Raw genomic sequence first — 25,400 nt, 5'->3', positions numbered from 1 at the left:
GTGCAGCCTCAGTCGAGGTAGTCGCGCAGGACCTGCGAGCGCGACGGGTGCCGCAGCTTCGACATGGTCTTGGACTCGATCTGGCGGATCCGCTCGCGCGTGACGCCGTAGACCTTGCCGATCTCGTCGAGCGTCTTGGGCTGGCCGTCCTGCAGGCCGAAGCGCATGGAGACGACGCCCGCCTCGCGCTCCGAGAGGGTGTCGAGCACCTGGTGCAGCTGCTCCTGCAGCAGCGTGAAGCTCACGGCGTCGGCCGGGACGACCGCCTCGGAGTCCTCGATGAGGTCGCCGAACTCGCTGTCGCCGTCCTCGCCGAGCGGGGTGTGCAGCGAGATGGGCTCGCGGCCGTACTTCTGGACCTCGACCACCTTCTCGGGGGTCATGTCCAGCTCCTTGGCGAGCTCCTCCGGGGTGGGCTCGCGGCCCAGGTCCTGGAGCATCTGGCGCTGCACGCGGGCCAGCTTGTTGATGACCTCGACCATGTGCACCGGGATTCGGATGGTGCGGGCCTGGTCCGCCATCGCGCGGGTGATCGCCTGCCGGATCCACCAGGTGGCGTACGTCGAGAACTTGTAGCCCTTGGTGTAGTCGAACTTCTCGACCGCGCGGATCAGACCGAGGTTGCCCTCCTGGATCAGGTCCAGGAACAGCATGCCGCGGCCGGTGTAGCGCTTGGCGAGGGAGACGACGAGACGCAGGTTCGCCTCGAGCAGGTGGTTCTTGGCGCGCTTGCCGTCGTGCGCGATCCACCGCAGGTCGCGGTACATCCGACGCTCGTCGGCGCTCGCCTTCGTCTTGTCGTAGGCGGCGAAGTCCTTGGACAGGCGCTCCTCCGCGAACAGGCCGGCCTCGATGCGCTTGGCGAGCTCGACCTCCTGCTCAGCGTTCAGCAGCGCGACCTTGCCGATCTGCTTGAGGTAGTCCTTGACGGGGTCGGCGGTCGCGCCGGCCGTGACGACCTGCTGCGCGGGCTGGTCGTCGTCGTCGGTGTCCGAGACGACGAAGCCGGTCTCCTCGTCCTCGCCCTTGCCCTTGCCTGCGGCGGCGGTGGCCTTGCCGCCCTTGGCGGCGGCCTCGTTCTCCTGCTCGTCCTCGGCATCGTTCACGTCGTCGAGCTCGACGTCCTCGACGTCGTCGGGACCGGGCTCGTCCTTCGACGCCGCCTTGCGGCCACGCGTCGGCTTCGCGCCCTTGGCCGCGGCGGTCTTGGTGCCTGCGGACCTCGTGGACGCGCCCTTCGCCGCCGGCTTCTTGGCGGTCGTCGCCTCGGCCGGCTCGTCGTCCGTCGACGCGGCGGACTTCACGGCGGAGGTCGTCACGGTCGAGGTCTTCACCGGGCTCGCGGACCGCGCCGCGGGCGCCTTCGCACGCGTCGTCGTGCTCCGGCCGGCGCTGGCAGCGGCGACCTTGGTGGCCGTGGGCACACCGATCTCCACCCCGGCGGTCGCGAAGGCGCGCAGGACCGCCTTCAGACGCTTCGGGTCCGCCACCGCGGCGTTCTCGCAGGCAGCGCGGAAGCTCTCGGCGTCGACCCGGCCGTCGGCGGTGCCTCGAGCGAGCAGGCCCTGCAGGGCAGGGTGCTCGAACTCGCGGGGAAGTGCAGGGTTCTGCGCAGTGGACGCCACAAACCGACCTTTCGGCATTCGAGGGGACGGTGCACCGCCGTCAAGGCCTCCGACTCGGACTGTCGTGGCTCAGGCGGACACCTCTATTGTACCGGCGACATCAGCGACGGAAGGGCACCACGGGCTCCTGCGCCCAGTCCCGTACCCACGTCGTCCGTTCCCCGGTCCTGGCTCAACGTACGGGGCGGCGCGAAGATTCCCGGCCGCACAGGCGGAACGGCGGGCGAAACTCCGGGCGGCACGGCGCCCCCGGACCTCACCCGTGCTCGCGCCGGACCGCCCGAGGACGGTCGCGAGCGTCACACCGCACGGCTCCAGGGCCGCGCGGGTCGCCGCGCGTGTCGTCACGGCTTCACCGCCAGGACCGGGCAGGGCGCCTCGAGCAGGATGCGCTGCGCGCCGGACCCGAGGATCAGCTTGCCCACCGGGCTGCGCCTGCGCAGGCCCACGACGATGAGCTCGGCGCCCGCCTCCTGCGCCGTGCGCACCAGATCCTCGGCGAGGTCACCTGTTCCGCCCACCACCGAGTAGGCGAGCCCTGAGGTGGCCAGGTCGTCCTCGACCGCCTGCCTCTCGGGCCCGCCGTCGTCCCGGGCGACGACGACCGTGAGCGGGAGGGACCGCTCCCGCGCCTCGCGCTTCGCTGCGGCCAGCGCCGCCTGTCCCTCGGCCGTGCTCAGGAGTCCGACGACGATCGCCATGGGGGCACGCTACCCGACGGTCGGCCAGGTCACACCGACCGCACCGGACGCACCTTCCACAGCGGGCCCCCGCGCCGCGCTCACCCACCCGGGCGGGACCGCGGCCTCCAGCACGCCGGCCACGAGCGCGGCCAGCCGGTAGGACGGGTCCTGGCGCGCGGACTCCCGCGCGCGGCGGGCCGCGAGCCACCCGTCGCCCCGCCACCACGCCAGGAAACCCAGCAGCGCGAGGGGCGGCGCGTGCCACCGCCGCGGCGCGCCTCCCACCAGCTGCTCCAGCACGAGCCGGGCCGCGTCGGCGGTCGCCCCGTCCGGCGGTACCCCGACCCTCGGGTCCACCACCCGGGCGATCGCTCGGGCCGTGGCGGCCTCCACGTCGCGCGTGACGGCGGCGTCCCCGCCCGCCCCGGCGGTCCGGTCCGCCGCCTCGCGCGCCCCCGGGACCAACGACAGCAGCACGGCGTCGCGGACCCTGACGTCCGCGAGCGCCACCGCCAGGCGGCCGAGTCGTGCTGCGGGGAGCTCGACGTCGCCGTCCGGGCACGTGCGCAGCTCCGCCGCCGCCTGGCGCACCAGGTCGCACCAGACGCCGTAGGCCTCGGCACGCCAGTGCCCCAGCTCGTCACGGGCCGTCCCACGAGGCGCCGCACGGGTCGTGTCACCTGCCGCCTCGCGCGCCCGCGCCGCGCGTCCGGCGGCCTTGGCGACTCGGTCCCGCACGCTCGCCGGCAGCGCGCGCACCCGGTGCGCCTCCTGCTCCGTGTCGGCGACCGCTCGCCCGGCGACCACGAACGCCGCCCCCACCTCTCCGTGCTCGAGCTCGCCCACCGGCCGCCCTCGCGCCGGGCAGCACGCAGGATCGACGCAGTCGAGGCCGCGGTAGCCGTCCGGGCCGACCAGCCAGGCCTCGACGTCGACCGCCGGGCCCAGCGACTCCGCCAGCGCCGCCACCCCGGCTGCCTCGCGCGCCCGGGCCTGGTCCGGCGGGGACGCCGTGTAGAGCACGACGAGCGCCAGGCGGGCCCCGACCCCGGCAACCGCCCGGGCGACGACGTCCGTGCGGCCCCACCTCTCGGCGACGTCGCCTCCGGAGGCCTCGCCGCGGTCTGCCGGTCCGGTCCGCACGACGAGGCCGACCCGGCCCTCCCCGGTGACGGCGACGACGACCACGCACTCCCGCGGCCGGAACCCCAGCAGGTACGGCACGGCCGCGAGCAGGTCACGGGAGGAGCGGAGCACGACGGGCGTGTCGAAGGCGAGGCCGGGCTCCCCGGCGCGATCGGTGGCATATGCGGCGTCCATGGGTCCGATCCCAGGGCACCGCTCGGGCCCCTGCGCCGCTGGCGTGCCCTGCTGTGGACGGCGCCCGACTGGGGGCAGGCTCCGTGGCCTGCGTCGCCGCGCGACGTCCGCGGCGTCCCGCCCGTCCGGACGTGCGAGCGGGGCACAGCGGGCCGCTACGGTAGGCGCCGTGCCCTCGCTCCCCCGCCTTCCGCGCCGCGCGGCCCGGTCGCGTCCCGCACCCGCGGCGGGGGCCCGCGGCGTCGGCGCCGCGGCGCTCACCGCGCTCCTCGCGCTGTCCGGCTGCGGGCTGCTCGGCGACGCCGGGGCACCGGACGACGACGTCGCCGCGACCGGCGAGGACGGGTCCGGGGTCGGGGTGCGCGGCGCGACCGAGGCACCCGCTCCGGAGGCGGGGCCGGGCGACGCGTCAGCCCTGCCCACGTTTGACCCGGATACGACGGTCGGCGGGTACGCCGACGGGTTCCCCGAGAAGCTGCTCGGGGCCCCGGAGGACGCGACGGTGCTCGCCAGCTCGGCCACCTCGGGCGAGGCCGGCCTCACCGACGTCACCCTCAACCTCGCCACGCAGCGCGGCACGCAGGAGGTCATCGACCAGCTCGCCAAGCGGCTGCGCAAGGCGGGCTTCGAGGAGTCCGGCACGTCGAGCCTGTCCGGCCTCACCGCCCAGACCACCTTCGGCCGCGAGAGCACGCCGAAGGGGAAGAAGGACGCGGGACCGGTCGTGGAGTCCGTCACCCTCGGCGTGCTCGACGAGGGCGAGCGCCGCCTCGTGACGGTCAGCGGCTCCGTCGTCGTCGGCTGACGGGCCTCGCCCCGTCGGGACCTCCCGACCGGGCGCATAGGCTGTCGGCATGCCCACTGCCGCGTCGCTGGTCGACCTCGAGAACCTCCGCACCGACGTCGACGCCAGGGTCGAGGAGCACCTCGACGCCCTCGCCCGCGAGGTCGCCTCGATCGGCACCGCGGCGACCGCGCTGACCGACCAGGCCGCCGTGCTGCTGCGCGGGGGCAAGCGGCTGCGGGCGGCGTTCTGCTACTGGTCCTACCGGGCCCACGGCGGCGCCGCGGTCGGCCCCGAGCGGGACGCGGTGGTGCGGGCCGGTGCGGCACTCGAGCTGTTCCAGGCCGCCGCCCTGCTGCACGACGACGTCATGGACGCGTCGGACACGCGCCGCGGCGAGCCCACCGCGCACCGCGCGTTCGAGGCGCGGCACGCCGCCGCGGGCTGGGCGGGCTCGGCCGAGCGGTTCGGCACGTCCGCCGCGATCCTGCTCGGCGACCTGTGCCTCGTGGCGTGCCAGCGCGAGATCGCGGCCGCCGTCGCCGACCTGCCCGCCGAGCGCGCGGCCGCGGCCCGCGCGCTGTTCGACGCCATGCAGACCGAGGTGGTCGTGGGTCAGTACCTCGACGTCCTCGTGCAGGCCGAGCCCTGGGGCCTGGACCCCGCGGCCGACGAGGAGCGCGCCCGCGACGTGCTGCGCGCCAAGTCGGCGCGCTACTCGGTCGAGCGCCCGCTCGTGCTCGGAGCGGTCCTCGCGGGGGCGTCGCCCGCGCGGGTGACGGCCGTCTCGGACGCCGGGCTGCCGCTCGGGGAGGCGTTCCAGCTCCGCGACGACGTGCTGGGCGTGTTCGGCGACCCGTCCGTGACGGGCAAGCCCGCCGGCGACGACCTGCGCGAGGGCAAGCGCACGGTGCTGGTGGCGCGCACGCTGGCCGCCGCGGGCGCGGGCGACCGCGACCTCGTCGTCGCACGGCTCGGCGACCCGGCCCTGGACGCCGCCACCGTCGAGCGGCTGCGCGGGATCATCGCCGGCTCGGGGGCGCTCGACGGCGTCGAGACCCTCATCGACGGTCTCGCGGACGGCGCGCTGGACGCGCTGTCGGCGGCCCCGCTCGCCGAGCCCGGGCGCGAGGTCCTCCTGGACCTCGCGCGGGCCGCCGTCGACCGGGCGGCCTGACCCTCCGGCCGCCCTCAGACCGAGGGACCGGGCGTCAGAGCAGCGCCTGCGCCACCCGACGCACCTCGGCCCGACGACCGGCGCGCAGCTCTCCGATCGGGGTGCGGCCGATCGACGGCTCGGTCTCGAACAGCCAGCGCAGGATGGCGGCGTCGTCCAGCCCGACGTCCGAGAGCACCAGCACGGTGCCACGCAGCGTGTGGAGCACGTGCGGGGCCCCGTCGTCGGTCACGAGGAACGCGGCGGGCACCTGGAACGTGTTCCGCTCGCCCCGCTTGATCCCCACCAGCGAGCGCTCCGAGACCAGGCCGCGCACCTTGCTCACCTCGGTCCCGAGGGCCTCGGCCACGTCGGGCAGGGTGAGCCACTCGTCCACGAGGGACTCGAGGGCGGTGCGGTCGTCGGTGCGGTCGTCGGTGCTGCCGGAGGCGGGGGCGCCGGGCTCCGGCGTGGTGGTGTCGCTCACCGGACCAGCCTACGGGCCTGCCGAACCGGGCGCCCCTACACTCGTCGCGTGGCCATCACGACGACCGACCCGATGCTCGGCCGCCTGGTCGACGGGCGGTACGAGATCGTCGCGCGCGTCGCCCGAGGGGGCATGGCCACGGTGTACCGGGCCACCGACCGCCGGCTCGACCGCGAGGTCGCCGTCAAGGTGATGCACCCGCACCTCGCGGACGGCGTGGACGGCGCCGCCTTCGTGTCCCGCTTCCGCCGTGAGGCGCGCGCCGCCGCACGCCTCACCCACCCCGGCGTCGTCGCGGTCTACGACCAGGGCGTCGACGGCGACACCAGCTATCTCGCCATGGAGTACGTGCCGGGCACCAACCTGCGGCGCGAGCTGCACGCGTCGGGCGCCCTCACCCTGGGCCGCGCCCTCGACGTCGTCGCGCAGGTGCTCGCGGCCCTCGCCGCCGCGCACCGCAAGGGGTTGGTCCACCGGGACGTCAAGCCGGAGAACGTGCTCGTCGTCGGTGACGACGACGCCCCCGACGGCCCCCAGGACGACTCCGCCGGCAGCACCGTGCCGGGCGCACGGGTCAAGGTCGCCGACTTCGGCCTCGCGCGCGCGGTCACCGAGGTGACCACGACCACCACCGGAACCGTCCTGGGCACGGTCGCGTACCTGGCGCCCGAGGTGATCACCAGCGGCACCTGCGACGCCCGCACCGACGTCTACGCGGTCGGGGTGCTCGCCTACGAGCTGGTCACGGGCACGCTGCCCTATGCGGGCGAGACGCCGATCCAGGTCGCCTTCCACCACGTGCACGAGGACCTCCCGGCCCCGTCCGCGCTCGTGGACTGGCTCCCCGCCGAGGTCGACGCGCTCGTCGCGTCCTTCGCGGCGCGGGACCCTCAGCGCCGCCCGCCGGACGCAGGTGCCGCCCTCGCGGCCGTCGAGGCAGTGCGCTCGTCGCTCGACGACACCCTGCTCGCGCGACGGGCGGAGCGGCCCGGGGCCGGCACCGGTCCCTCCGACGCCGCGGGTCCGGGCGGCTCGCCCGGGACCGGCGACGCACCGCCCGACGACGGCGAGGACGACGGCAGCGCGGGGACGGACGCGGTCGACGAGATCCCGACGGCGTTCTTCCAGGAGGTGTCGGCGAGCGCGCCGGCACAGCCCACCGACCTGCTGGTCGAGCAGCCCACCGAGGCCTACCGGCGTCCCTCCCGCCGTCGTCGCGCGGTCGCGTGGACCCTCACGCTGGTGCTGGTGCTCGCCGGCGGCGGGCTGGGCACGTGGTGGTGGTTCGCAGACGGTCCCGGCGCGTGGACCTCGGTGCCGACCGGGGTCGCCGGGGTGGCTGCCGACGACGCCCGCGCCGTGCTCGAGGACGCCGGGCTGGGCACCACGACGAGCCGCGCCTTCGACGACGACGTCCCGCAGGGGTCGGTCGTGACGACCGTGCCCGCACCCGGCGACCGGGTGCGCACGGACGGCTCCGTGGAGCTGGTCGTGTCCCGCGGCGTGCAGATGCTCACGGTGCCGCACGACCTGGTCGGTGCCGACCACGAGGACGCCACCGGCGCCCTGGAGGACGCCGGCTTCACCGTCGGCGACCCCGCCCGGTCGTACGACGACGAGGCGGGCCGCGGCGAGGTGCTGGACGTGTCGGTCGACGAGGGCTCGCGCCAGCGGCACGACACCGTCGTGACGCTCACCGTCTCCGACGGCCCCGCCCCGGTGCAGGTGCCGCAGGAGGTGGGCAAGGAGAAGGACACGGCCGTCGCCGACCTCGAGGGCCTGGGGCTCGTCGTCGAGCTGGCCGACCCGAAGTACTCCGAGGACGTCCCGAAGGGGCACGTGCTGGCCCAGGACCCGAAGGAGGGGGCCACCGCGCACCGCACGGACACGGTGACGCTGACGATCTCCCAGGGCCCGCCCCTGGTCGAGGTGCCGAACGTCGTGGGCAAGCACACCGGGCCGGCGCGCGAGGCGCTCGAGAAGGCGGGCTTCAAGGTCGACGAGAACGCCTACCTGGGCGGCATCCTCGACACCGTCCGGTTCCAGGACACCACGGGCAAGGCCCCGAAGGGCAGCACGGTCACCCTGACGGTCTGGTGAGCCGCACCGTCGGGCGCGTCACCAGCTCGTGAGCATCTCCGCCACGCGGAACGCCATCTCGAGCGACTGCTGGTGGTTGAGGCGCGGGTCGACGAGCGTCTCGTAGCGCAGCGCCAGCCCGGCGTCGTCGATCTCCTCGCTGCCGCCGAGCACCTCGGTGACGTCGTCGCCGGTGAGCTCCATGTGCAGGCCGCCCGGCACCGTGCCCAGGGCGCGGTGCACCTCGAAGAAGCCGGTGACCTCGTCGAGCACGTCCGAGAACCGGCGCGTCTTGTAGCCGCTGTCGGAGGTGATGGTGTTGCCGTGCATCGGGTCGGTCACCCAGGTGACGGCCACACCCGCGGCGGTGACCTTCTCGACGACCTCGGGCAGCACGTCGCGCACCTTGCCGGCGCCCATCCGAGTGACGAACGTGAGCCGGCCCGGGGCGTTGCCCGGGTTGAGCCGCGCGGCCAGCGCGAGGGCGTCGTCGGCCGACGTCGTCGGGCCGAGCTTGACCCCGATCGGGTTGGCCACACGCGACAGGAACTCCACGTGCGCGCCGTCGAGCTGGCGGGTGCGCTCGCCGATCCACAGGAAGTGGGCCGACGTCGCGTACGCCTCGCCGGACCGGGAGTCGACCCGGGTGAGCGCCCGCTCGTAGTCGAGGATGAGCGCCTCGTGGCTGAGGTAGAACTCCACGGAGCGCAGCGCGTCGAAGTCCGCGCCGCAGGCCTCCATGAAGCGGATCGCCCGGTCGATCTCCGCCGCCGTGCGCTCGTACCGCGCGTAGGCGGGGTTGCGCATGAACCCGCGGTTCCACTCGTGCACGCGCCGCAGGTCGGCGTGGCCGCCCTGGGTGAAGGCCCGCACCACGTTCGCCGTCGCGGACGAGATCCGGTACGCCTGCTCGAGCCGCCGCGGGTCGGGCGTGCGCGACGCGGTCGTGAACTCGTGCCCGTTGACCATGTCGCCGCGGTAGGCGGGCAGCGTCACGCCGTCGCGGGTCTCGAGGTCCGACGAGCGCGGCTTGGCGTACTGCCCGGCCAGCCGCCCCATCTTCACCACGGGCGTGCTGGCGCCGTGGGTGAGCACCACGGCCATCTGCAGGATGGTGCGCATCTTGTTGCGGATGCGGGTCGCGTTCGCGTCGGCGAACGTCTCCGCGCAGTCCCCGCCCTGCAGCAGGAACGCCTCGCCGCGGCCCGCGGCGGCGAGGCGTTCCGTGAGCAGCCGGGCCTCGCCCGGCACCACGAGGGGCGCGGCCTGCGAGAGCCGGCCCGCCACCGCCGCGAGCGCCTCGGCGTCCGGCCACACGGGCTGCTGGCGCGCCTCGAGGGTCCGGAACCGGTCCAGGCCCTCGGGGTCGCTCCCGGGCGGGGTGTCGACGGCGGTGGTCATGCGGGCTTCTTCCTCTGGCTGCGGGTCGGGCGCGACCGGGTCGTCAGTGCGCGGCGGGCTTCGCGGGCACCAGAGGCTGGCCGATGCCCTCGAGGATCTCGCCGAACCACGGCTGGCTGACGTCGAACGCCTTGCCGCCGGCGATGCGGGGGAAGGCGATCGCCTTGAGGCGGTCGCCGTCCTCCTCGTCGTGGCCGATGACGCCGGGCTCGCCGCGCAGCGCGCACTCGACGGCCAGGTCGGTCATCGACTTGATGAGGCGCAGGTCCTCGGCGTTCGCCGCCGCGGCGCGGGAGTAGTAGCCCGACTTCTGCACCATGACCTTCTCGGCGCCCAGCTTCTCCGCGAACTGCTTGGCGAACCACTGGCCCGGGTTGATCGTGTCGAGCTTGACGTGCCCGAACGGGTCGCGCGGCACCTCCTCGCCGGCGGCCTCGAGCTGCTGGACGATCTCGTTCATCCCCGCGCCCTCGGACAGGAAGATGTTGACGTTGCCGATCTCGTCCATGACGGCGCGCAGGCGGGCGGCCTCGGCGTCGATGTCGATCTCCAGCTCGGGCAGGAACACCGCGTGCACGTCCCAGCGCTCGCGCGTCAGGCCGAGGGCGGGCGCCCACTCCTGGGCGTCGAGCCACGTGCGGTACTCCTTCGCGGCGGCCGCCGTGAGCCAGCCGCAGTGGCGGCCCATGACCTCGTGCACGATCAGCATGCGCGGGCCGGAGCGGTGCTCGCCGATGACGTTCGCGGCGAAGCCCGCGGCCTCCTCGGCCGCCGTCCAGGCGCCGAGCGACTGCTTGATCGGCACCACGTCGTTGTCGATCGTCTTGGGCAGGCCCACGACGGTGAGCTCGTACCCGTTGTCGTGCAGGTACGCGGCCAGGTCCGCGGCCGTGGTGTTCGTGTCGTCGCCGCCGATGGTGTGCAGCACGTCGACGCCGTCGGCCTTGAGCTGCTCGGCCGCGACCTCCAGCGGGTTCTGTCCCTCCTGCACGAGGCCGCGCTTGACGCAGTCCGCGGCGTTGGTGAGCTTCACGCGGGAGTTGCCGATCGGCGAGCCGCCGAAGCGGTGCAGGATGCCGGCCTGCCTGCGGCCCTCCTCGTCCACGACGATCTTCGTGCCCGTGAGGAGCCCGTGGTAGCCGTACTGGTAGGCGATGATCTCGATCGACGGGTCGAGCTCCGTGTAGCGCTCGATGAGGCCGCCGACGGCGGAGGACAGGCAGGGCGCGAAGCCGCCGGCGGTCAGGAGAGCCACGCGACGAACCGACATGACAGGGGCTACCTCTCGGTGGGGGACGGGAACCCTCCCATCCTAGGAGCACCTCCCCGCGCCGGGCCCCGCACGTCCGGCGGGCGAACGCACCGCGCGCTCCGGATCCCGGCCGTGCGATGATGTCGGGCGAGCCTCCCCCGCCGTCCGGCGCCGGGAGGCTCTTGCGTATGACGACACCTGCGCCCCTCCCCGACCCGTCCGCCCACCCCGCGGGCCCGCCGGTCCGCGTCCGGCGTGCCACGCCGGCGGACCGCCCTGTCCTCGAGCGGCTGTGGCCGCTCTTCCGTCACGACATGTCCGCCGTCTCGGGTGAGCTCCCCGGGCCCGACGGGACCTTTCGCGACGAACGGCTCCGCGCCGCCCTGGACGAGATCGACGACATCGACGGGATCGACGGGATCGAACACGACGCGCAGGGGGACGAGGACGGGAGGGGACGTCGTCCCACGGTCTGGCGCGGGTACCTGGCGACGGTCGACGGCGACGCGACCGGGGCGGGTGGACGGACGGGCGAGCGACCCGTGGCGTTCGCCCTGGTCCGGGGGCTCGACGCGCCGACCCGGGTGCTGTCGGCGTTCTTCGTGGTGCGCGCGGCCCGGCAGCAGGGCGTCGGGCGCGACGTCGCCGCCGCCGTGCTGCGGGACGTGCCCGGGCCGTGGGAGATCGCGTTCCAGGACGCCAACGCCGCCGCGGCGGCGTTCTGGCCACGCGTCGCGACCGACGTCGCGGGCGACGCGTGGTCGGTCGCCCACCGCGCGGTCCCCGGCCGCCCCGACGTGCCGCCGGACGCGTGGCTGAGCCTTTCGGTGGGCCGAGCGGTGGGCTGAGCGGTGGGCTGAGGCGGCTCAGGGCCCGGCGCCGGGCTCCTCCGGCGGCTGGTGCTGGGCCGCCGCGAGGCGCGCCTTCATCGTGGCCGCGTACACGTCGACGTACTCCTGCTCGGACAGCCGCAGGATGGCGTACATGATCTCGTCGGTCACCGACCGCAGCACGAAACGGTCGCCCTCCATCCCCCGGTAGCGGCTGAAGTCGAGGGGCTCGCCGAAGACCATCCCGATCGGCATCGGCTTGGGTATCGACCGGCCGATCGGCTGCGCGACGTCGGTGCCCACCATCGCCACCGGGATCACGGGGGCGCCGGACTCCAGGGCGAGGCGGGCGACGCCGGTCTTGCCGCGGTACAGCCGCCCGTCGGGGCTGCGGGTGCCCTCGGGGTAGATGCCGAACAGGTCGCCGTCGTCGAGCACGCGCAGCCCGGTGTTCAGCGCGGCCTCGCTGGCCTTGCCGCCGGACCGGTCCACCGGGATCGTCCCGACGCCGCGCATGAAGCCGGCCACCATCCGGCCCCGGACTCCGCCGCCGGTGAAGTAGTCCGACTTGCCGAGGAACTGGACCTGGCGGTCGAGCACGAGCGGCAGGACGAACGAGTCGATGACGGCGAGATGGTTGCTCGCGAGGATCGCCGGGCCGGAGGTCGGGACGTTCTCGACGCCCTTCGTCCAGGGGCGGAACGCCAGCCGGAGCCACGGCCCCACCACCACGTTCTTCATCACCCAGTAGAACAACTGTCCTCCTCGCCCAGTGCTGCACGGCGCCCCGCTCAGCGGACCGCCGGTGACGGGCCGTGGCGCCGACGGGCGGGACCGTCGACACGAAGCATCGCCCACGACAATAGAGTGAACCCATGCCCGTACCGAACCCGGACGCCGAACCGGACCTGCCGGACGACGACCTGCCCGACGACGCCGTCGAGGCCCGCTGGGCCGACATCGTCGCGCAGCTGGGGCCCCTCGACGAGCCCGCCGACGCCGACCGTCCGGACGAGCCTGCGGGCGACACGACGGGCGACACGACCGCGGACCAGCGCCGCGAGGAGGCCGCACCGCCGCCCGGACGGGTGGTGAGCCCGGGTCCCCGCGACTGGCCCGTCACGCCGGAGATCGAGGAACTCGAAGAGACGGAGTCTCATTTCACGCCGCCGGAGCCGGACCCGGTCCTGTCCCGCGACCCCCTCCTCACCCTCGCGTGGGCGGCGGTCGTCGGGGTGCCGGTGCTCGTCGTGCTCGGCGTCGTCCTGCGCGCCGCCGTGCCGGCCCTGCGCATCCCCGGATGGTCCGGCCCGGTCGCCGGAGTCCTCTTCCTCGTCGCGCTCGGCGTCCTGATCTGGCGGATGCCGCACCGCCGCGACCCGGACGACCACAGCACGGGCGCCGTCGTCTGACCGACCCGGGAGGGCTGGTCGGGCGAGCCGACCGGCCGGCGGGACGGTCGGGTCAGCGACGGGCGAGGTCGGCGGCGCCGATGATGCCCGCCTCGTTGCCGTGCTCGGCGAGCTCGATCTGGGCGACCGGGCGGTGCCCGAGGGCCGAGAGCTGCGCCTCGTAGGCCTTGCGCACGGGCAGGAGCAGCAGGTCACCGGCCGCGCCGACGCCCCCACCGATGACGATCAGCTCGGGGTCCAGCAGCGCGGCGACGGACGCGGAGCCCTCGCCGATCCACCGGCCCAGCGTCGCCAGCAGCTCGACCGCGAGCTCGTCGCCCTCCTGCGCCGCCTGCGTGACGTGCGGGCCCTCGAGGGCGGACACGTCGCCGCCGGCGAGCTCGACCAGCCGGGCCGACCGTTCCGGCTGGGCGATCACGGCCTGCTTCGCGTCGCGCACCAGGGCCGTGCCGGACGCGTACTGCTCCCAGCAGCCCTCGTGGCCGCAGCCGCAGTAGTGGCCGCCCGGGACGACGCGCATGTGGCCCACCTCGGCCGCGACGCCCCACTTGCCGCGCACGAGCTCGCGGTCCACCACGATCGCGCCGCCGAGCCCGGTGCCGACCGTCAGCATCAGCATGTCGGTGGCCTCGCGGGCGGCGCCGAACCGGAACTCCGCCCAGCCCGCCGCGTTCGCGTCGTTCTCGACGACCACGGGGACGTCGACGTCCAGCAGGCCCTCGATCCGCTCGGCCAGCGGGTACTCGCGCCAGGCGATGTTCGGTGCGAAGAGCACCGAGCGCCGGTCGGGGCTCACGAACCCGGCGGCGGCGAGGCCGATCGCGCCGATCTCGTGCTCCTTGGCCAGCTCGGTGCACGCGTCCGCGATCGCCCGGTCGATCGAGGCGACGTCGTCGGCGACCGTCTCGCGCCGCACCTTCGCGAGGATCTTGCCCGCCTCGTCCACCACACCCACGGCAATCTTGGTGCCGCCGATGTCGACTCCGATGGCGTGCATGCAGGACCTCGCGTTCATGTGTCGGGACGCCGCGTCCACACGGCGCAACACCCGGTCGCCGTCGCGGCGCCGGGGGCGCGCGGTGCGCGCAGGGACAAGACTAGCCACCACGACCCGGGGGTGCGACGCTCGTCCATCACCGGGACGCCACCATCGGCCACGGACCGTCACCGAACCGTGTCCTGGACCACTCTTGAGACCCGGTATCGTGGCGGCCGGGGAACGCACCCCTGGCCAATGCATGAGCATGGACGATGGAGTCAGCATGGACGAGATCACCATTCCGCAGGCGGTCGAGCTGCCTGCCACGTCGAACCTCAACGACCTCCTCGCCACCCGTGTGGCGAGCGACCCGCGCGCCACGCTCGCCGAGCGTCCTTCCGGCGACGGCTGGCAGCCGGTCTCGGCCGCACAGTTCGACGCCGAGGTGGTGGCCGTCGCCAAGGGGCTGGTCGCCAAGGGCGTCCAGCCCGGCGACCCCGTCGGCATCATGTCCCACACCCGCTACGAGTGGACCCTGCTCGACTTCGCCGCCTGGGCCGCGGGCGCGGTCCCCGTGCCGATCTACGAGACGTCGTCCGCCGAGCAGGTGGACTGGATCCTCACCGACTCCGGCATCACGCTGCTCGTCGTCGAGGACTCCGGCCTCGCCGCCACCGTCGCGGAGGTCTCCGACCGTGCGCCGGCCCTGCGCGAGGTCCTCGAGATCGAGGACGGCGCGATCGCCAAGCTGACGGCCGCGGGCGCCGACGTCGCCGATGACGAGATCGTCCGCCGCCGCGGGATCGCGGACCTCGCCGACGTCGCGACGATCATCTACACCTCCGGCACGACCGGCACCCCCAAGGGCGCCGAGATCACGCACGGCAACCTCACGCTGCTCGGCGTGAACGCCGTCGCCGCCGTGCCCGAGGTGTTCAAGGACGGCGGGCGCACGCTGCTCTTCCTGCCGCTGGCGCACGTCTTCGCGCGCTACATCGAGATCCTCGCGATCGCGAGCGGCACGGTGCTCGGCCACTGGGCCGACCTCAAGACGGTCACCGCCGGCCTGGAGGCCTTCCGGCCCACGTACATCCTCGCGGTGCCCCGCGTCTTCGAGAAGGTGTACAACGCGGCGGAGCAGAAGGCGGCTGCCGGCGGCAAGCTGAAGATCTTCCACTGGGCGGCCGCGACCGGCATCGCCTACTCGCGGGCGCTCGACACGCCGTCGGGCCCGTCGCTGTGGCTCCGCGTCCAGCACAAGGTCGCCGACACCCTCGTGTTCTCGAAGCTGCGTGCCGTGCTCGGCGGGCAGGCCCAGTACGCCGTCTCCGGCGGCGGCCCGCTCGGCGAACGGCTCGGTCATTTCTTCCGCGGCCTCGGCGTCACGATCCTCGAGGGCTACGGGCTCACCGAGACCACAGCGCCGACCAGCGTGAACCGCCCCGACGCCATCAAGATCGGCTCGGTGGGGCCGCAGCTGCCCGGCTGCGGGGTCAGGATCGCCCCGGACGGCGAGGTGCTGCTGCGCGGCATCCAGGTGTTCCGCGGGTACCACAACAACCCGGAGGCGACCGCCGAGGCGTTCGACGACGGCTGGTTCCGCAGCGGCGACCTCGGCACCCTCGACGACGACGGGTTCCTCACGATCACCGGCCGCAAGAAGGAGATCATCGTGACGGCCGGGGGCAAGAACGTCGCCCCGGCGCTCCTCGAGGACCGGATCCGGGCGCACGCCCTCGTGAGCCAGTGCGTCGTGGTCGGCGACAACCGCCCGTTCATCGGCGCGCTCATCACGCTCGACGCCGAGGGCCTGCCCGGCTGGCTCAAGATGCACGACAAGCCGGAGATGACGCCTGAGCAGGCCTCGACCGACCCGGACGTGCTGGCGGCGCTCGACGCCGCCGTGACCCGTGCCAACCAGGCGGTGTCGAAGGCCGAGTCGATCCGCAAGTTCGCCGTGCTGCCGGGCGACCTCACGGTCGAGAACGGGTACCTCACGCCCAAGCAGAGCGTGCGCCGTCACGTCTTCGTCAAGGACTTCGCCACCGAGATCGACCAGCTGTACGTCGACACGCGGCAGAAGTCCGCGAGCTGACACCGGCGCCGCCCCGCACCAGCACCGGGCGGCTGCACGTGCCGGCTCCGCCGAGCCCGCCGGGACCTCGTCCCGGCGGGCTCGACCTCTGCCCGGCCCGGCTCCCCTGTCGGAGGCCGCCGCTACGGTCCCGGCATGCCGAGCACCACCCCGTCCCCGACGCGCAGCACCGGGCACCCGACCGCGCTCCAGCCCTCGTTCGAGGACCTCGGTACCGCCCTGCGGGACGTCACCTTCGTCGTGGTCGACCTCGAGACGACCGGTGGCCGGGCCGCCGACGGCGGCATCACGGAGATCGGCGCGGTCAAGGTCCGGGGCGGCGAGGTGCTGGGCGAGCTGCAGTCGCTCGTCAACCCGGGCCACCCCGTGCCGGCCTTCGTCGCCCGGCTCACCGGCATCACGACGTCCATCGTCGCCACGGCTCCCCCGGTCGAGCTCGTCCTGCCGAGCTTCCTGGAGTTCGCCCGCGACGCCGTGCTGGTGGCGCACAACGCACCGTTCGACGTCGGCTTCCTGCGCGCCGCCTGCGACCGGCTCGGCTACGACTGGCCGGGCTTCCGGGTGGTGGACACCGTGCCCCTCGCGCGCCGCGTCGTCACCCGCGACGAGGCGCCGAACCACAAGCTGTCCACCTTGGCCGCGCTCTTCCGGGCACGGGTGACGCCCGAGCACCGCGCGCTGGCGGACGCGCGGGCCACCGTGGACGTGCTGCACGCGCTCCTGGAGCGCCTGGCGCCGCTCGGCATCACCCACCTGGAGGACCTCGCCGGCGCCGCCGACCCCGTCCCGCCGGACGTGCGCCGCAAGCGGACGCTCGCGGACGGCCTGCCCGAGGCCCCGGGGGTGTACCTCTTCCGCGGCCCCGGGGACGAGGTGCTGTACGTCGGCACGTCCACGAACCTCCGCAAGCGGGTGCGGTCCTACTTCACGGCCGCGGAGAAGCGCGGGCGCATCACCGAGATGGTGCGGATCGCGCACGCCGTCACCCCCGTGGTCTGCGCGACCCCGCTCGAGGCGTCGGTGCGCGAGCTGCGTCTCATCGCCGAGCACGCCCCGCGGTACAACCGGCGCTCCAAGCACCCGGAGCGCCAGACCTGGGTGCGTCTCACGGACGAGGCCTACCCCCGGCTGTCCGTCGTGCGCGACGTGCGGGCCGGGACGCCGCACATCGGCCCGTTCACGTCGCGACAGACAGCGCTGGCCGCCGTCGAGGCGGTCCACGACGCCCTGCCCCTGCGCCAGTGCACGGCGCGCCTCCCCCGCGTCGCGCGGACGGCCGGCAGCCCGTGCGCCCTCGCGGGGATGGGCCGCTGCTCCGCGCCGTGCACGGCGACCGGCCGCGCCGACGACGGGTACGACGCCGTCGCGGACGCGGCCCGCACGGCGCTGACGTCCGACCCCTCGTCCGTCGTCGACGCCCTCGCCGCGCGGGTGGCCAGGCTCGCGGCGCAGGAACGTTTCGAGGAGGCCGGGACGGTGACCCACCGGCTCCGGGCGTTCGTGCAGGGCGCGGCGCGCGCCCAGCGGCTGGACCCGGTCGCCCGGTGCGCCGAGCTCGTCGCCGCGCGGCCCACCCCCGCGGGCGGCTGGGAGCTCGTCGTCGTGAAGCACGCGCGGCTCGCCGCGACCGCCGTGACCGGTCCCGACGAGGACCCGCTGCCCGTGGTCGACGCCCTGCGCGCCACGGCGGAGGTCGTCGCCCCGCCCGTGGCGCCCGCGCCCGCATGCCATCCCGAGGAGGCCGCCCTGGTGCTGGCCTGGCTGGAGGAGCCCGGGGTCCGGCTGGTGCACGTGAGCGACCCCTGGACGTGCCCGGTGCGCTCCGCGGCCGCGCACACCGACCTCGGCGCGGTCTCGACGACGGTCGCCGGCCTGTGGGCCGGCCCGGGCACGCCCGACGAGACCACCGACCACGTCGCGGACCCGGGGTCGGTGGCTACGATGACGGCATGCTGACCGCGATCGTGCTCATCGACACCGAGGCCGACCAGATCCCCGAGGTCGCCACCAAGGTCACCGACCTCAAGGGAGTCAGCGAGGTCTACTCCGTCACCGGCAAGGCCGACCTGGTCGCCATGGTGCGAGTGCGCGAGCACGAGGAGCTCGCCGACGTCATCGCCGACGGGATCAGCAAGGTCCCCGGAGTGGTGCGCACGGAAACGCTCATCGCGTTCCGCACCTACTCGAACGTCGACCTCGAGCAGGCGTTCGCCCTCGGCCTGGACGACTGAGACCGGACGACCGAGAACCGGGGCAACCAGGCCGGGTCCGCCCGGCCGCGCCGCTGCCCTGTCAGGCCGCGGTCGCCGCGACCCAGCCGTCGAGCACCCGGACGGCCCCGCCCTCGTCGACGCTGCGGGCGGCGAGCTCCATCCCCGCGGCCAGCCGCTCGACGAGCGAGCCCTGGCCGGTGCCGGGCAGGCTCCCGTCGGCGACGAGGCCCGCTGCGGCGTTGAGCAGCACGGTCTCGCGCACCGGGCCGCGGTCGGTCCCGTCGAGGACCCGGCGCGCCACGCCCGCGTTGTGAGCGGCGTCCCCCCCGCGGAGGTCGGCGACCTCGATGCGCTGCAGGCCGAGGTCCGCCGCGGCGTCGAGCCGCTGCTCGACGACCGCGCCGCCGCGCACCTCCCACACGGTCGTGCCGCCGGTGGCCGCGAGCTCGTCGAGGCCGTCGTCGCCGCGGAACACGAGCGCGTCCGTCCCGCGGCTCGCGAACACCCCGGCCATGAGCGGCGCCATGCGGGCGTCGGCACAGCCGACCGCCGTCGCCCCGGGCTGGGCGGGGTTGGTCAGCGGGCCGAGGAAGTTGAACGCCGTGGCGATGCCCAGGTCGCGGCGGGCCACGCCGGCGTGCCGCATCGACGGGTGGAAGAGACCGGCGAAGCAGAACGTGATGCCGACCTGCTCGGCCAGGGCCGCGACCCGCTCGGGCGCCTGGTCGAGGCGGATCCCGAGCGCCTCCAGCACGTCCGCCGAGCCCGACGACGAGGACGCCGCGCGGTTGCCGTGCTTGACCACCCGCAGCCCGGCCCCGGCGATCACGACCGCCGCCATCGTGGACACGTTCACCGTGTGGTGCCGGTCGCCGCCCGTGCCGACGATGTCCACCGTCCTCCCCGGGACCTCGATCCGCGTGGCGTGCGCGAGCATCGCGTCAGCGAGCCCCGTGAGCTCCGCGGCCGTCTCCCCCTTGGCCCGGAGCCCGACGAGGAAGCCGGCAAGACGCGTCGGGGGCACCTCGCCCGACATGACCTCGTCCATGGCCCAGGCCGTCTCGGCGGTGGTCAGGTCGCGCCCGGCGACCAGCTCGGTGAGGATGCCGGGCCAGGTGAGGTCGGAGGCCGGGTCGGTGGAGGCCACGGAGGTCCCTTCGGGGTCGGAGCAGGACGCCCTCCGACAGGGCGTGGGCGGCCCCGCGGCGGGTCAGGCGGCTGCGGTCAGGAAGCCGGCCACCGTGCGCTGCAGCTCGATCGCGTCGAGCGGCCTCGGCACCACGGCGTCGGCGAGCGACCACGATGCTAGCCATCCGTCGTCGGGCCTGCCGGTGAGGACCACGACGGGCGGGCAGCGGTACACCTCGTTCTTGAGCTGGCGGCACAGTCCCATGCCCCCGGACTTGTCCGCCTCTCCGTCCAGCACGAGCAGGTCCCACCCGCCGCGGTCGGCCGCCGCGATGAGCGCAGCCGGCGTCGCGACCTCCGTCCACGCGATCTCCGGGGCGTGCGCGCGCAGACGAGGGCCGACGGCGGTGCGCACGTGGGCGCGGACGGTCCGGTCGTCGCTGTAGAGCAGGATGCGCGGCCCCCGGGCCGCCGGGCCCGTGCGGGCCGTCGGGGCGATCGCTCCGGTCGGGCTGGTCGGGCTGGTCGGGCTGGTCGGGCTGGTCGTCGTCGGGTCCGTCTGGTCCGTCTGATCCGTCAACTGTCTGGCTCCCCTTCGCGGACGTGCACGGCTTCGGGCACGGTCACGACGTCCGCCACCCGTACCGCGGCCGTCGGACGTCGACGTTTGCTGGCATCGTGGCACACTCGCGTCACCTCGGGCAGGTGCCGAACGTGGTCTTTTACTGGCACTCTCCACGGATCCGTCACCTCGTAGTGGCAGAGTGGCGAGTTTCCGCAGATTCTGTGCACATCGACTTCGCGCAAGGCCCGCCCGGGTGGCTCGAACCGGCCGTATGTCGGCCATAATGGCTGACGTGTCGACCGCAACGGCTGCTGCCCCCCATGCCCACCAGCACGTGAGCGTCAACCGTCCGAACCCCGTGTCGGTCGGGACGATCGTCTGGCTCGCGAGCGAGCTCATGTTCTTCGCTGGCCTCTTCGCGATGTACTTCACCGTCCGGTCGGTGATGCCCGAGGCGGAGTGGGCCGCTCAGGCGGACAAGCTCAACATCACCTTCTCGACGATCAACACCACCGTGCTGGTGCTGTCGTCGGTCACCTGCCAGATGGGCGTGTGGGCCGCCGAGCGGTTCAAGCCGGTGCGCTCCGGCTCCCTGCTGCAGGTGAACAGGTGGGGCATGCACGAGTGGATGACGCTCACCTACCTCATGGGTGCGTTCTTCATCGGCGGCCAGATCTTCGAGTACACCGAGCTGGTGCACGAGGGCCTGACCATCTCGTCCAGCCCCTACGGCTCGGTCTTCTACCTGACCACCGGCTTCCACGGCCTCCACGTGCTGGGCGGCCTCATCGCCTTCCTGTTCCTGCTGGGGCGTTCCTTCGCCGCCAAGAACTTCGGCCACCACGAGGCCACCACCGCGATCGTCACGTCCTACTACTGGCACTTCGTCGACGTGGTGTGGATCGCCCTCTTCGCCGTCATCTACCTCCTGCGCTGAACCCCCCGGCCGGCGTCGCCGCCGGCACTGACCCTGCACCTTCGATCTGCGAGACGAGGATCATTTCGTGAAGGCACTCGCCGCCCGCAGGCACCACCGGTTCGCGCCGGTCGTGCTGTTGCTGCTGGCGCTGCTGGTCACGGGCGGCGTCTACGCCGCCCTGGCCCCGAGCCCGGCCCAGGCCGACACCGCCAGCACCGCGGACATCGAGACCGGGAAGAAGCTCTTCCAGGCCAACTGCGCCACCTGCCACGGCCCGAACGCGGAGGGCACCACCGAGGCGCCCTCGCTCGTCGGCGTCGGCGCGGCCGCGGTCGACTTCCAGGTCTCCACCGGCCGGATGCCGATGCAGATGAACGGCCCCCAGGCCGAGGCCAAGCCCCGGCAGATGGACGAGGAGCAGACCGCCGCGCTCGCCGCGTACGTCGCGTCCCTCGGCGCCGGCCCGGCCATCCCCACCGACGAGCAGGTGGACGGGAGCAAGGGCGACGCCGCCAACGGCATGGCGCTGTTCCGCACCAACTGCGCGATGTGCCACAACGCCGTGGGCGCCGGTGGCGCCCTCTCGGAGGGCAAGTTCGCGCCGCCGCTGTGGGACACCTCCGGCCGCAACGTGTACCAGGCCATGCTCACCGGCCCGCAGTCGATGCCGGTGTTCAACGACGCCAACATCACCCCTGACGAGAAGCGCGACATCATCGCTTTCCTCGACGAGCAGGACCAGGGCTCGGCCGGTGGCCTCACCCTGGGCTCGCTCGGCCCGGTCAGCGAGGGCCTCTGGGCCTGGATCATCGGCATCGGCCTGATCATCGGCGGCGCGGTGTGGATCGGAGCGAAGTCCTCGTGAGCGAGAACCAGAACCCCCAGGGCCCGTCGCGCGACGTGGCCCGGCACGACGGCGACGGCACGGTCGCCCGGACCGACCGTTTCGCGGACCCGGGCGTCCCTGCGCACCACCCCCGCCTGACGGACACCGACCCCAAGGCCGCCAAGCGCAACGAGCGGATCATCGCGATCCTCTTCGCCGTGTCGTGCCTCGGCACGATCGGCTCGATCGTGGCCTACTTCGCCGTCCGGCCGGACGGCACCACGCCCGGCGTGCGCCTCTCGACGGTGCTGCTCGGCGTCGCGATCGCGATCTCCCTCTTCGGCATCGGCTTCGCGGCCGTGCACTGGGCCAAGACCCTGATGTCGGGCAAGGAGTACGTCGAGGAGCGCCACTCGAGCAGCAGCTCGGAGGACGTGCGCGAGGTCGTCCAGCAGCAGTTCAAGGACGGTCTCGAGGACTCCGGCATCGCCCGCCGCCCCGTCCTCAAGGGCGCGGTCGTCTCCGCGCTCGCCCTCTTCCCGCTGACCATCGCCGTGCCGCTCGTGTCGAGCGTCGGTGGCACGTGGAACGTCGCCTCGTTCCGCCACACGATCTGGAAGAAGGGCGTCCGCCTCGCGTACGACCCCTCCGGGCGCCCGATCAAGGCCTCGGACCTCACGGTCGGCTCCGTCGCGCACGTCATCCCCGACGTGCCCGCCGAGGAGCGCGAGTCGCACGAGTGGATCACGGAGAAGTCGAAGGCGGTCGTGCTCCTCGTGCGCATGGACCCCCGCGACCTCAAGCGCGACCACCGCGAGGGCGCCTCCTACGACGGCATCGTCGCGTACTCGAAGATCTGCACCCACGTCGGGTGCCCGGTCGCCCTCTACGAGCAGCAGACGCACCACCTGCTGTGCCCGTGCCACCAGTCGACGTTCGACATCGCGGACGGTTGCAAGGTGGTCTTCGGACCGGCCAAGCGCCCGCTGCCCCAGCTGCCCATCACCGTCGACGACGAGGGGTATCTTGTGGCTGAGGACGACTTCAACGAGCCCATCGGCCCGAGCTACTGGGAGCGCCTGAAGTGAGCACCACGACCACTCCCCCCGCCACAGCGGAGCCGACGACCGTGATCGGCAAGTCCGCCGACTACCTCGACCAGCGGACCAAGGTCGGCGTGCTCGCGAAGCAGCTCGTCCGCAAGGTCTTCCCGGACCACTGGTCCTTCATGCTCGGCGAGATCGCGCTGTTCTCGTTCGTCGTGCTGCTCATCTCCGGCGTGTTCCTGGCGATGTTCTTCGACCCGTCGATGGCGCTCGTCACGCACCACGGCGCTCCGGCGACGATGGACGGCCAGCTCATGTCCACGGCCTTCTCGTCGACGCTCAACATGTCGTTCGAGGTGCGCGGCGGCCTGCTCATGCGGCAGATCCACCACTGGTCGGCGCTGATCTTCGTCGCCGGCATCGTGGTGCACATGATGCGCGTCTTCTTCACCGGCGCCTTCCGCAAGCCCCGCGAGCTCAACTGGCTGGTCGGCACGATGCTGCTGATCCTCAGCCTCCTCGCCGGCTTCTCGGGCTACTCGCTCCCGGACGACGTGCTCTCCGGCAACGGCCTGCGCATCACCGACGGCGTCATCAAGTCGATCCCGATCATCGGGTCGTACCTCTCCTGGTTCGTCTTCGGCGGCGAGTTCCCGGGCGAGCACATCATCCCGCGCCTGTTCACGGTGCACATCCTGCTCGTGCCCGCGCTCATCCTGGCGCTGGTCGGCGTGCACCTGTTCCTCATGGTGCTGAACAAGCACACCCAGTACCCGGGCGGTGGCCGCACCGACAAGAACGTCGTCGGCTACCCCGCGGTCCCGGCGTTCGCCACGAAGATGGGCGGCAACTTCTTCATCATCTTCGGCGTGCTGGCCCTCATGGGCGGCACGATGGCGATCAACAACGTCTGGAACTACGGCCCGTACGACCCGTCACCGGTGTCAGCGGGAGCCCAGCCGGACTGGTACATGCTGTTCCTCGAGGGATCGCTGCGCCTCATGCCGGGCCAGGCCGAGATCGTCACGTGGGGCGACTTCACGCTGTCGCTGAACATCCTCGTGCCGGCGGTCATCATCCCGGGCCTGCTGTTCACGTTCCTCTTCGTGTACCCGTTCGTCGAGGCGAAGGTGACCGGCGACCACCGCGAGCACCACGTGCTCGACCGCCCGCGCAACGTCCCGGCCCGCACGGGCCTCGGCGTCGCGTTCCTGACGGCGTTCGTCATCCTGGCGCTGGCCGGGTCGAACGACCTCATCGCGACACACTTCGCCCTGTCGATCAACACGATCACCTGGGTCTTCCGGATCCTGTTCTTCGTCGGCCCGGTCTTCGCGTTCTGGGTCACGAAGCGGATCTGCCTGGGCCTGCAGCGCAAGGACCGCGAGCTGGTGCTGCACGGTCACGAGACCGGCCGCATCGTGCGGTTCGCCAACGGCGAGTACATCGAGGTCCACCGCCCGCTCGACGAGCAGGAGCGCTGGCTGCGCGTCAATTACGAGGCGCACCGACCCCTGGAGGTCGAGCCCGCGACCGACGCCCGCGGCGTCAAGCGCAAGGGCTACAAGAAGGACAAGCGCTGGCAGAAGCTGTCGCAGTTCTTCTACGAGGACCGGGTGGAGCCCGTGACTCCGGCCGAGCTGGCCGCGGCGCACGCCCACGGCGAGCACGACGAGCTCGAGCCCGCCCACGACACCCCCGAGCTGGTCTCGGGGTCTGGCAACGTCGAGCGGGAGCACTGAGTCTCCTGCAGGCTGGAACGGTGGCCCGCGCTCCCCTCCCCCGACTCGTCGGGCGGGGTGCGCGGGCCGTCGTCGTCCCCGGCCGATGAGTTCGGTCGGAGACCGGTCGTCGACGACGTCCCCCATCGCACGCCGGGCACGACGTGCGGCACGCAACCGGAGGTAACTCAGCATGGCTGTCTACACGCTCCCTGACCTGCCCTACGACTACAGCGCCCTCGAGCCGCACATCAGCGGCAAGATCATGGAGCTGCACCACGACAAGCACCACGCCGCCTACGTCACCGGCGCCAACACCGCCCTGGAGAAGCTCGCCGAGGCCCGCGAGTCCGGCGACAACGCCGCGGTGAACCTGCACGAGAAGAACCTCGCGTTCAACCTCGGCGGCCACACCAACCACACCGTCTTCTGGAACAACCTCTCCCCCGAGGGCGGCGGCCAGCCCGAGGGCGAGCTCGCCGAGGCCGTCAAGGACGCCTTCGGCTCGTTCGAGAAGTTCCAGGCCCAGTTCGCCGCCGTCGCCACCGGCATCCAGGGCTCCGGCTGGGCCGTGTTCGGCTGGGACTCCATCGGCCAGCGCCTCGCGATCTTCCAGCTCTTCGACCAGCAGGCCAACGTCCCCGTCGGCATCACCCCGCTGTTCATGCTGGACATGTGGGAGCACGCCTTCTACCTGGACTACCTCAACGTCAAGGCCGACTACGTCAAGGCCGTCTGGAACATCGCCAACTGGCAGGACGTCGCCGCGCGCCTCCAGCGCGCCCGCACCCAGACCGCCGGGCTCATCGTCCCCGCCTGACCCGCTCAGCCCGCACAGGGCGGCGCAAGCACGCGCGAGGGCCCCGCACGCATCCGCGT

23 protein-coding genes are annotated in these 25,400 nt (G+C 73.3%); 13 read left to right on the top strand and 10 right to left on the bottom strand.

Annotated features, from left to right (window positions below; genetic code table 11):
- Nucleotides 1-8: 8 nt before the first annotated feature.
- The 3 genes from ACFVS0_RS01170 to ACFVS0_RS01160 form a co-directional block, all read right to left on the bottom strand.
- Nucleotides 9-1,625, bottom strand: coding sequence for an RNA polymerase sigma factor (locus tag ACFVS0_RS01170; protein ID WP_430563701.1), 1,617 nt, complete (start codon nucleotides 1,623-1,625; stop codon nucleotides 9-11).
- Nucleotides 1,626-1,969: 344 nt separating this feature from the next.
- Nucleotides 1,970-2,326, bottom strand: coding sequence for a universal stress protein (locus ACFVS0_RS01165; protein ID WP_430586923.1), 357 nt, complete (start codon nucleotides 2,324-2,326; stop codon nucleotides 1,970-1,972).
- Nucleotides 2,327-2,335: 9 nt separating this feature from the next.
- Nucleotides 2,336-3,628: a DUF4192 family protein gene (locus ACFVS0_RS01160; RefSeq protein WP_430586922.1), complete on the bottom strand. Its 1,293-nt coding sequence runs from the start codon at nucleotides 3,626-3,628 to the stop codon at nucleotides 2,336-2,338.
- 169 nt (nucleotides 3,629-3,797) lie between these two features.
- On the opposite strand from ACFVS0_RS01160, the gene ACFVS0_RS01155 reads away from it, so the two are divergent.
- Nucleotides 3,798-4,433: a hypothetical protein gene (locus ACFVS0_RS01155; RefSeq protein WP_430584976.1), complete on the top strand. Its 636-nt coding sequence runs from the start codon at nucleotides 3,798-3,800 to the stop codon at nucleotides 4,431-4,433.
- A 49-nt stretch (nucleotides 4,434-4,482) separates the two neighbouring features.
- A complete protein-coding gene (locus ACFVS0_RS01150) occupies nucleotides 4,483-5,589 on the top strand; it encodes a polyprenyl synthetase family protein (RefSeq protein ID WP_430551068.1) in 1,107 nt (368 codons plus the stop codon).
- Between the two features lie 34 nt (nucleotides 5,590-5,623).
- On the opposite strand, the gene ACFVS0_RS01145 is transcribed toward ACFVS0_RS01150, so the two are convergent.
- Nucleotides 5,624-6,055 carry an Rv2175c family DNA-binding protein gene (locus tag ACFVS0_RS01145; RefSeq protein ID WP_430563698.1) on the bottom strand — a complete coding sequence of 144 codons (432 nt, stop codon included), beginning with the start codon at nucleotides 6,053-6,055 and terminating at the stop codon, nucleotides 5,624-5,626.
- A 48-nt stretch (nucleotides 6,056-6,103) separates the two neighbouring features.
- Between ACFVS0_RS01145 and pknB the strand changes: the two genes are divergently transcribed.
- Nucleotides 6,104-8,155, top strand: coding sequence for a Stk1 family PASTA domain-containing Ser/Thr kinase (gene pknB, locus ACFVS0_RS01140; protein ID WP_430586921.1), 2,052 nt, complete (start codon nucleotides 6,104-6,106; stop codon nucleotides 8,153-8,155).
- A gap of 18 nt (nucleotides 8,156-8,173) precedes the next feature.
- On the opposite strand, the gene ACFVS0_RS01135 is transcribed toward pknB, so the two are convergent.
- Together ACFVS0_RS01135 and ACFVS0_RS01130 are read right to left on the bottom strand one after the other, a co-directional pair.
- Nucleotides 8,174-9,535: a class II 3-deoxy-7-phosphoheptulonate synthase gene (locus ACFVS0_RS01135; protein ID WP_430586920.1), complete on the bottom strand. Its 1,362-nt coding sequence runs from the start codon at nucleotides 9,533-9,535 to the stop codon at nucleotides 8,174-8,176.
- Between the two features lie 43 nt (nucleotides 9,536-9,578).
- A complete protein-coding gene (locus tag ACFVS0_RS01130; RefSeq protein WP_430586919.1) occupies nucleotides 9,579-10,805 on the bottom strand; it encodes a pyrophosphate--fructose-6-phosphate 1-phosphotransferase in 1,227 nt (408 codons plus the stop codon).
- Nucleotides 10,806-10,975: 170 nt separating this feature from the next.
- On the opposite strand from ACFVS0_RS01130, the gene ACFVS0_RS01125 reads away from it, so the two are divergent.
- Complete coding sequence (locus tag ACFVS0_RS01125) at nucleotides 10,976-11,635, top strand: GNAT family N-acetyltransferase (protein ID WP_430586918.1); 660 nt, start codon at nucleotides 10,976-10,978, stop codon at nucleotides 11,633-11,635.
- Nucleotides 11,636-11,653: 18 nt separating this feature from the next.
- Here the strand turns inward: ACFVS0_RS01125 and ACFVS0_RS01120 are convergent, their stop codons facing one another.
- On the bottom strand, nucleotides 11,654-12,373 hold the full coding sequence (locus ACFVS0_RS01120; RefSeq protein WP_430586917.1) for a lysophospholipid acyltransferase family protein: 720 nt from the start codon (nucleotides 12,371-12,373) through the stop codon (nucleotides 11,654-11,656).
- Between the two features lie 119 nt (nucleotides 12,374-12,492).
- Between ACFVS0_RS01120 and ACFVS0_RS01115 the strand changes: the two genes are divergently transcribed.
- Nucleotides 12,493-13,029, top strand: coding sequence for a hypothetical protein (locus ACFVS0_RS01115; protein WP_430586916.1), 537 nt, complete (start codon nucleotides 12,493-12,495; stop codon nucleotides 13,027-13,029).
- 52 nt (nucleotides 13,030-13,081) lie between these two features.
- Here the strand turns inward: ACFVS0_RS01115 and ACFVS0_RS01110 are convergent, their stop codons facing one another.
- Nucleotides 13,082-14,026: an ROK family glucokinase gene (locus tag ACFVS0_RS01110; protein ID WP_430551059.1), complete on the bottom strand. Its 945-nt coding sequence runs from the start codon at nucleotides 14,024-14,026 to the stop codon at nucleotides 13,082-13,084.
- 265 nt (nucleotides 14,027-14,291) lie between these two features.
- Here ACFVS0_RS01110 and ACFVS0_RS01105 point away from each other — a divergent pair, with 265 nt between their 5' ends.
- The 3 genes from ACFVS0_RS01105 (at nucleotide 14,292) to ACFVS0_RS01095 (ending at nucleotide 18,334) form a co-directional block, all read left to right on the top strand.
- Nucleotides 14,292-16,103, top strand: a complete 1,812-nt coding sequence (locus tag ACFVS0_RS01105; protein ID WP_430563694.1) for an AMP-dependent synthetase/ligase — start codon at nucleotides 14,292-14,294, stop codon at nucleotides 16,101-16,103.
- Nucleotides 16,104-16,238: 135 nt separating this feature from the next.
- Nucleotides 16,239-18,059 (top strand): DEDD exonuclease domain-containing protein, encoded by a 1,821-nt coding sequence (locus tag ACFVS0_RS01100; RefSeq protein ID WP_430586915.1) that lies wholly within the window; start codon nucleotides 16,239-16,241, stop codon nucleotides 18,057-18,059.
- Nucleotides 18,053-18,334: an Lrp/AsnC family transcriptional regulator gene (locus ACFVS0_RS01095; RefSeq protein WP_430545226.1), complete on the top strand. Its 282-nt coding sequence runs from the start codon at nucleotides 18,053-18,055 to the stop codon at nucleotides 18,332-18,334. The genes ACFVS0_RS01100 and ACFVS0_RS01095 overlap by 7 nt, the downstream gene beginning before the upstream one ends.
- A 61-nt stretch (nucleotides 18,335-18,395) precedes the next feature.
- Here the strand turns inward: ACFVS0_RS01095 and trpD are convergent, their stop codons facing one another.
- Both trpD and ACFVS0_RS01085 read right to left on the bottom strand, forming a co-directional pair.
- Nucleotides 18,396-19,463: an anthranilate phosphoribosyltransferase gene (gene trpD / locus ACFVS0_RS01090; RefSeq protein WP_430551056.1), complete on the bottom strand. Its 1,068-nt coding sequence runs from the start codon at nucleotides 19,461-19,463 to the stop codon at nucleotides 18,396-18,398.
- Between the two features lie 63 nt (nucleotides 19,464-19,526).
- A complete protein-coding gene (locus ACFVS0_RS01085; protein WP_430587129.1) occupies nucleotides 19,527-19,943 on the bottom strand; it encodes a hypothetical protein in 417 nt (138 codons plus the stop codon).
- Nucleotides 19,944-20,292: 349 nt separating this feature from the next.
- On the opposite strand from ACFVS0_RS01085, the gene ACFVS0_RS01080 reads away from it, so the two are divergent.
- The 5 genes from ACFVS0_RS01080 (at nucleotide 20,293) to ACFVS0_RS01060 (ending at nucleotide 25,341) form a co-directional block, all read left to right on the top strand.
- Nucleotides 20,293-20,946, top strand: a complete 654-nt coding sequence (locus ACFVS0_RS01080; RefSeq protein WP_430551055.1) for a heme-copper oxidase subunit III — start codon at nucleotides 20,293-20,295, stop codon at nucleotides 20,944-20,946.
- A gap of 67 nt (nucleotides 20,947-21,013) precedes the next feature.
- Nucleotides 21,014-21,793 carry a c-type cytochrome gene (locus ACFVS0_RS01075; RefSeq protein ID WP_430551054.1) on the top strand — a complete coding sequence of 260 codons (780 nt, stop codon included), beginning with the start codon at nucleotides 21,014-21,016 and terminating at the stop codon, nucleotides 21,791-21,793.
- Nucleotides 21,790-22,842: a Rieske 2Fe-2S domain-containing protein gene (locus tag ACFVS0_RS01070; protein ID WP_430551053.1), complete on the top strand. Its 1,053-nt coding sequence runs from the start codon at nucleotides 21,790-21,792 to the stop codon at nucleotides 22,840-22,842. Before ACFVS0_RS01075 ends, ACFVS0_RS01070 begins: the two co-directional genes overlap by 4 nt.
- Entirely contained in the window at nucleotides 22,839-24,542 is a 1,704-nt protein-coding gene (locus ACFVS0_RS01065) for a cytochrome bc complex cytochrome b subunit (RefSeq protein WP_430551052.1), read from the top strand. Before ACFVS0_RS01070 ends, ACFVS0_RS01065 begins: the two co-directional genes overlap by 4 nt.
- A gap of 172 nt (nucleotides 24,543-24,714) precedes the next feature.
- Nucleotides 24,715-25,341 carry a superoxide dismutase gene (locus ACFVS0_RS01060; protein WP_430586914.1) on the top strand — a complete coding sequence of 209 codons (627 nt, stop codon included), beginning with the start codon at nucleotides 24,715-24,717 and terminating at the stop codon, nucleotides 25,339-25,341.
- Nucleotides 25,342-25,400: the final 59 nt, after the last annotated feature.

This window comes from Isoptericola sp. NPDC058082 (genome assembly GCF_042885055.1).
In the GTDB taxonomy this organism is placed as follows: Bacteria; Actinomycetota; Actinomycetes; order Actinomycetales; family Cellulomonadaceae; genus Isoptericola.
Note: the sequence above shows the minus strand (reverse complement) of the source record. Positions and strands in the feature narration are given on the sequence as shown.

Bases quoted from the DNA above. Each gene is read 5' to 3' on its own strand.
- ACFVS0_RS01165 (WP_430586923.1), bottom strand. From the start codon at position 2,326: ATGGCGATCGTCGTCGGACTCCTGAGCACGGCCGAGGGACAGGCGGCG.
- ACFVS0_RS01160 (WP_430586922.1), bottom strand. From the start codon at position 3,628: ATGGACGCCGCATATGCCACCGATCGCGCCGGGGAGCCCGGCCTCGCC.
- ACFVS0_RS01150 (WP_430551068.1), top strand. From the start codon at position 4,483: ATGCCCACTGCCGCGTCGCTGGTCGACCTCGAGAACCTCCGCACCGAC.
- ACFVS0_RS01135 (WP_430586920.1), bottom strand. From the start codon at position 9,535: ATGACCACCGCCGTCGACACCCCGCCCGGGAGCGACCCCGAGGGCCTG.
- ACFVS0_RS01130 (WP_430586919.1), bottom strand. From the start codon at position 10,805: ATGTCGGTTCGTCGCGTGGCTCTCCTGACCGCCGGCGGCTTCGCGCCC.
- ACFVS0_RS01125 (WP_430586918.1), top strand. From the start codon at position 10,976: ATGACGACACCTGCGCCCCTCCCCGACCCGTCCGCCCACCCCGCGGGC.
- ACFVS0_RS01115 (WP_430586916.1), top strand. From the start codon at position 12,493: ATGCCCGTACCGAACCCGGACGCCGAACCGGACCTGCCGGACGACGAC.
- ACFVS0_RS01110 (WP_430551059.1), bottom strand. From the start codon at position 14,026: ATGCACGCCATCGGAGTCGACATCGGCGGCACCAAGATTGCCGTGGGT.
- ACFVS0_RS01105 (WP_430563694.1), top strand. From the start codon at position 14,292: ATGGACGAGATCACCATTCCGCAGGCGGTCGAGCTGCCTGCCACGTCG.
- ACFVS0_RS01100 (WP_430586915.1), top strand. From the start codon at position 16,239: ATGCCGAGCACCACCCCGTCCCCGACGCGCAGCACCGGGCACCCGACC.
- ACFVS0_RS01095 (WP_430545226.1), top strand. From the start codon at position 18,053: ATGCTGACCGCGATCGTGCTCATCGACACCGAGGCCGACCAGATCCCC.
- ACFVS0_RS01080 (WP_430551055.1), top strand. From the start codon at position 20,293: ATGGCTGACGTGTCGACCGCAACGGCTGCTGCCCCCCATGCCCACCAG.
- ACFVS0_RS01060 (WP_430586914.1), top strand. From the start codon at position 24,715: ATGGCTGTCTACACGCTCCCTGACCTGCCCTACGACTACAGCGCCCTC.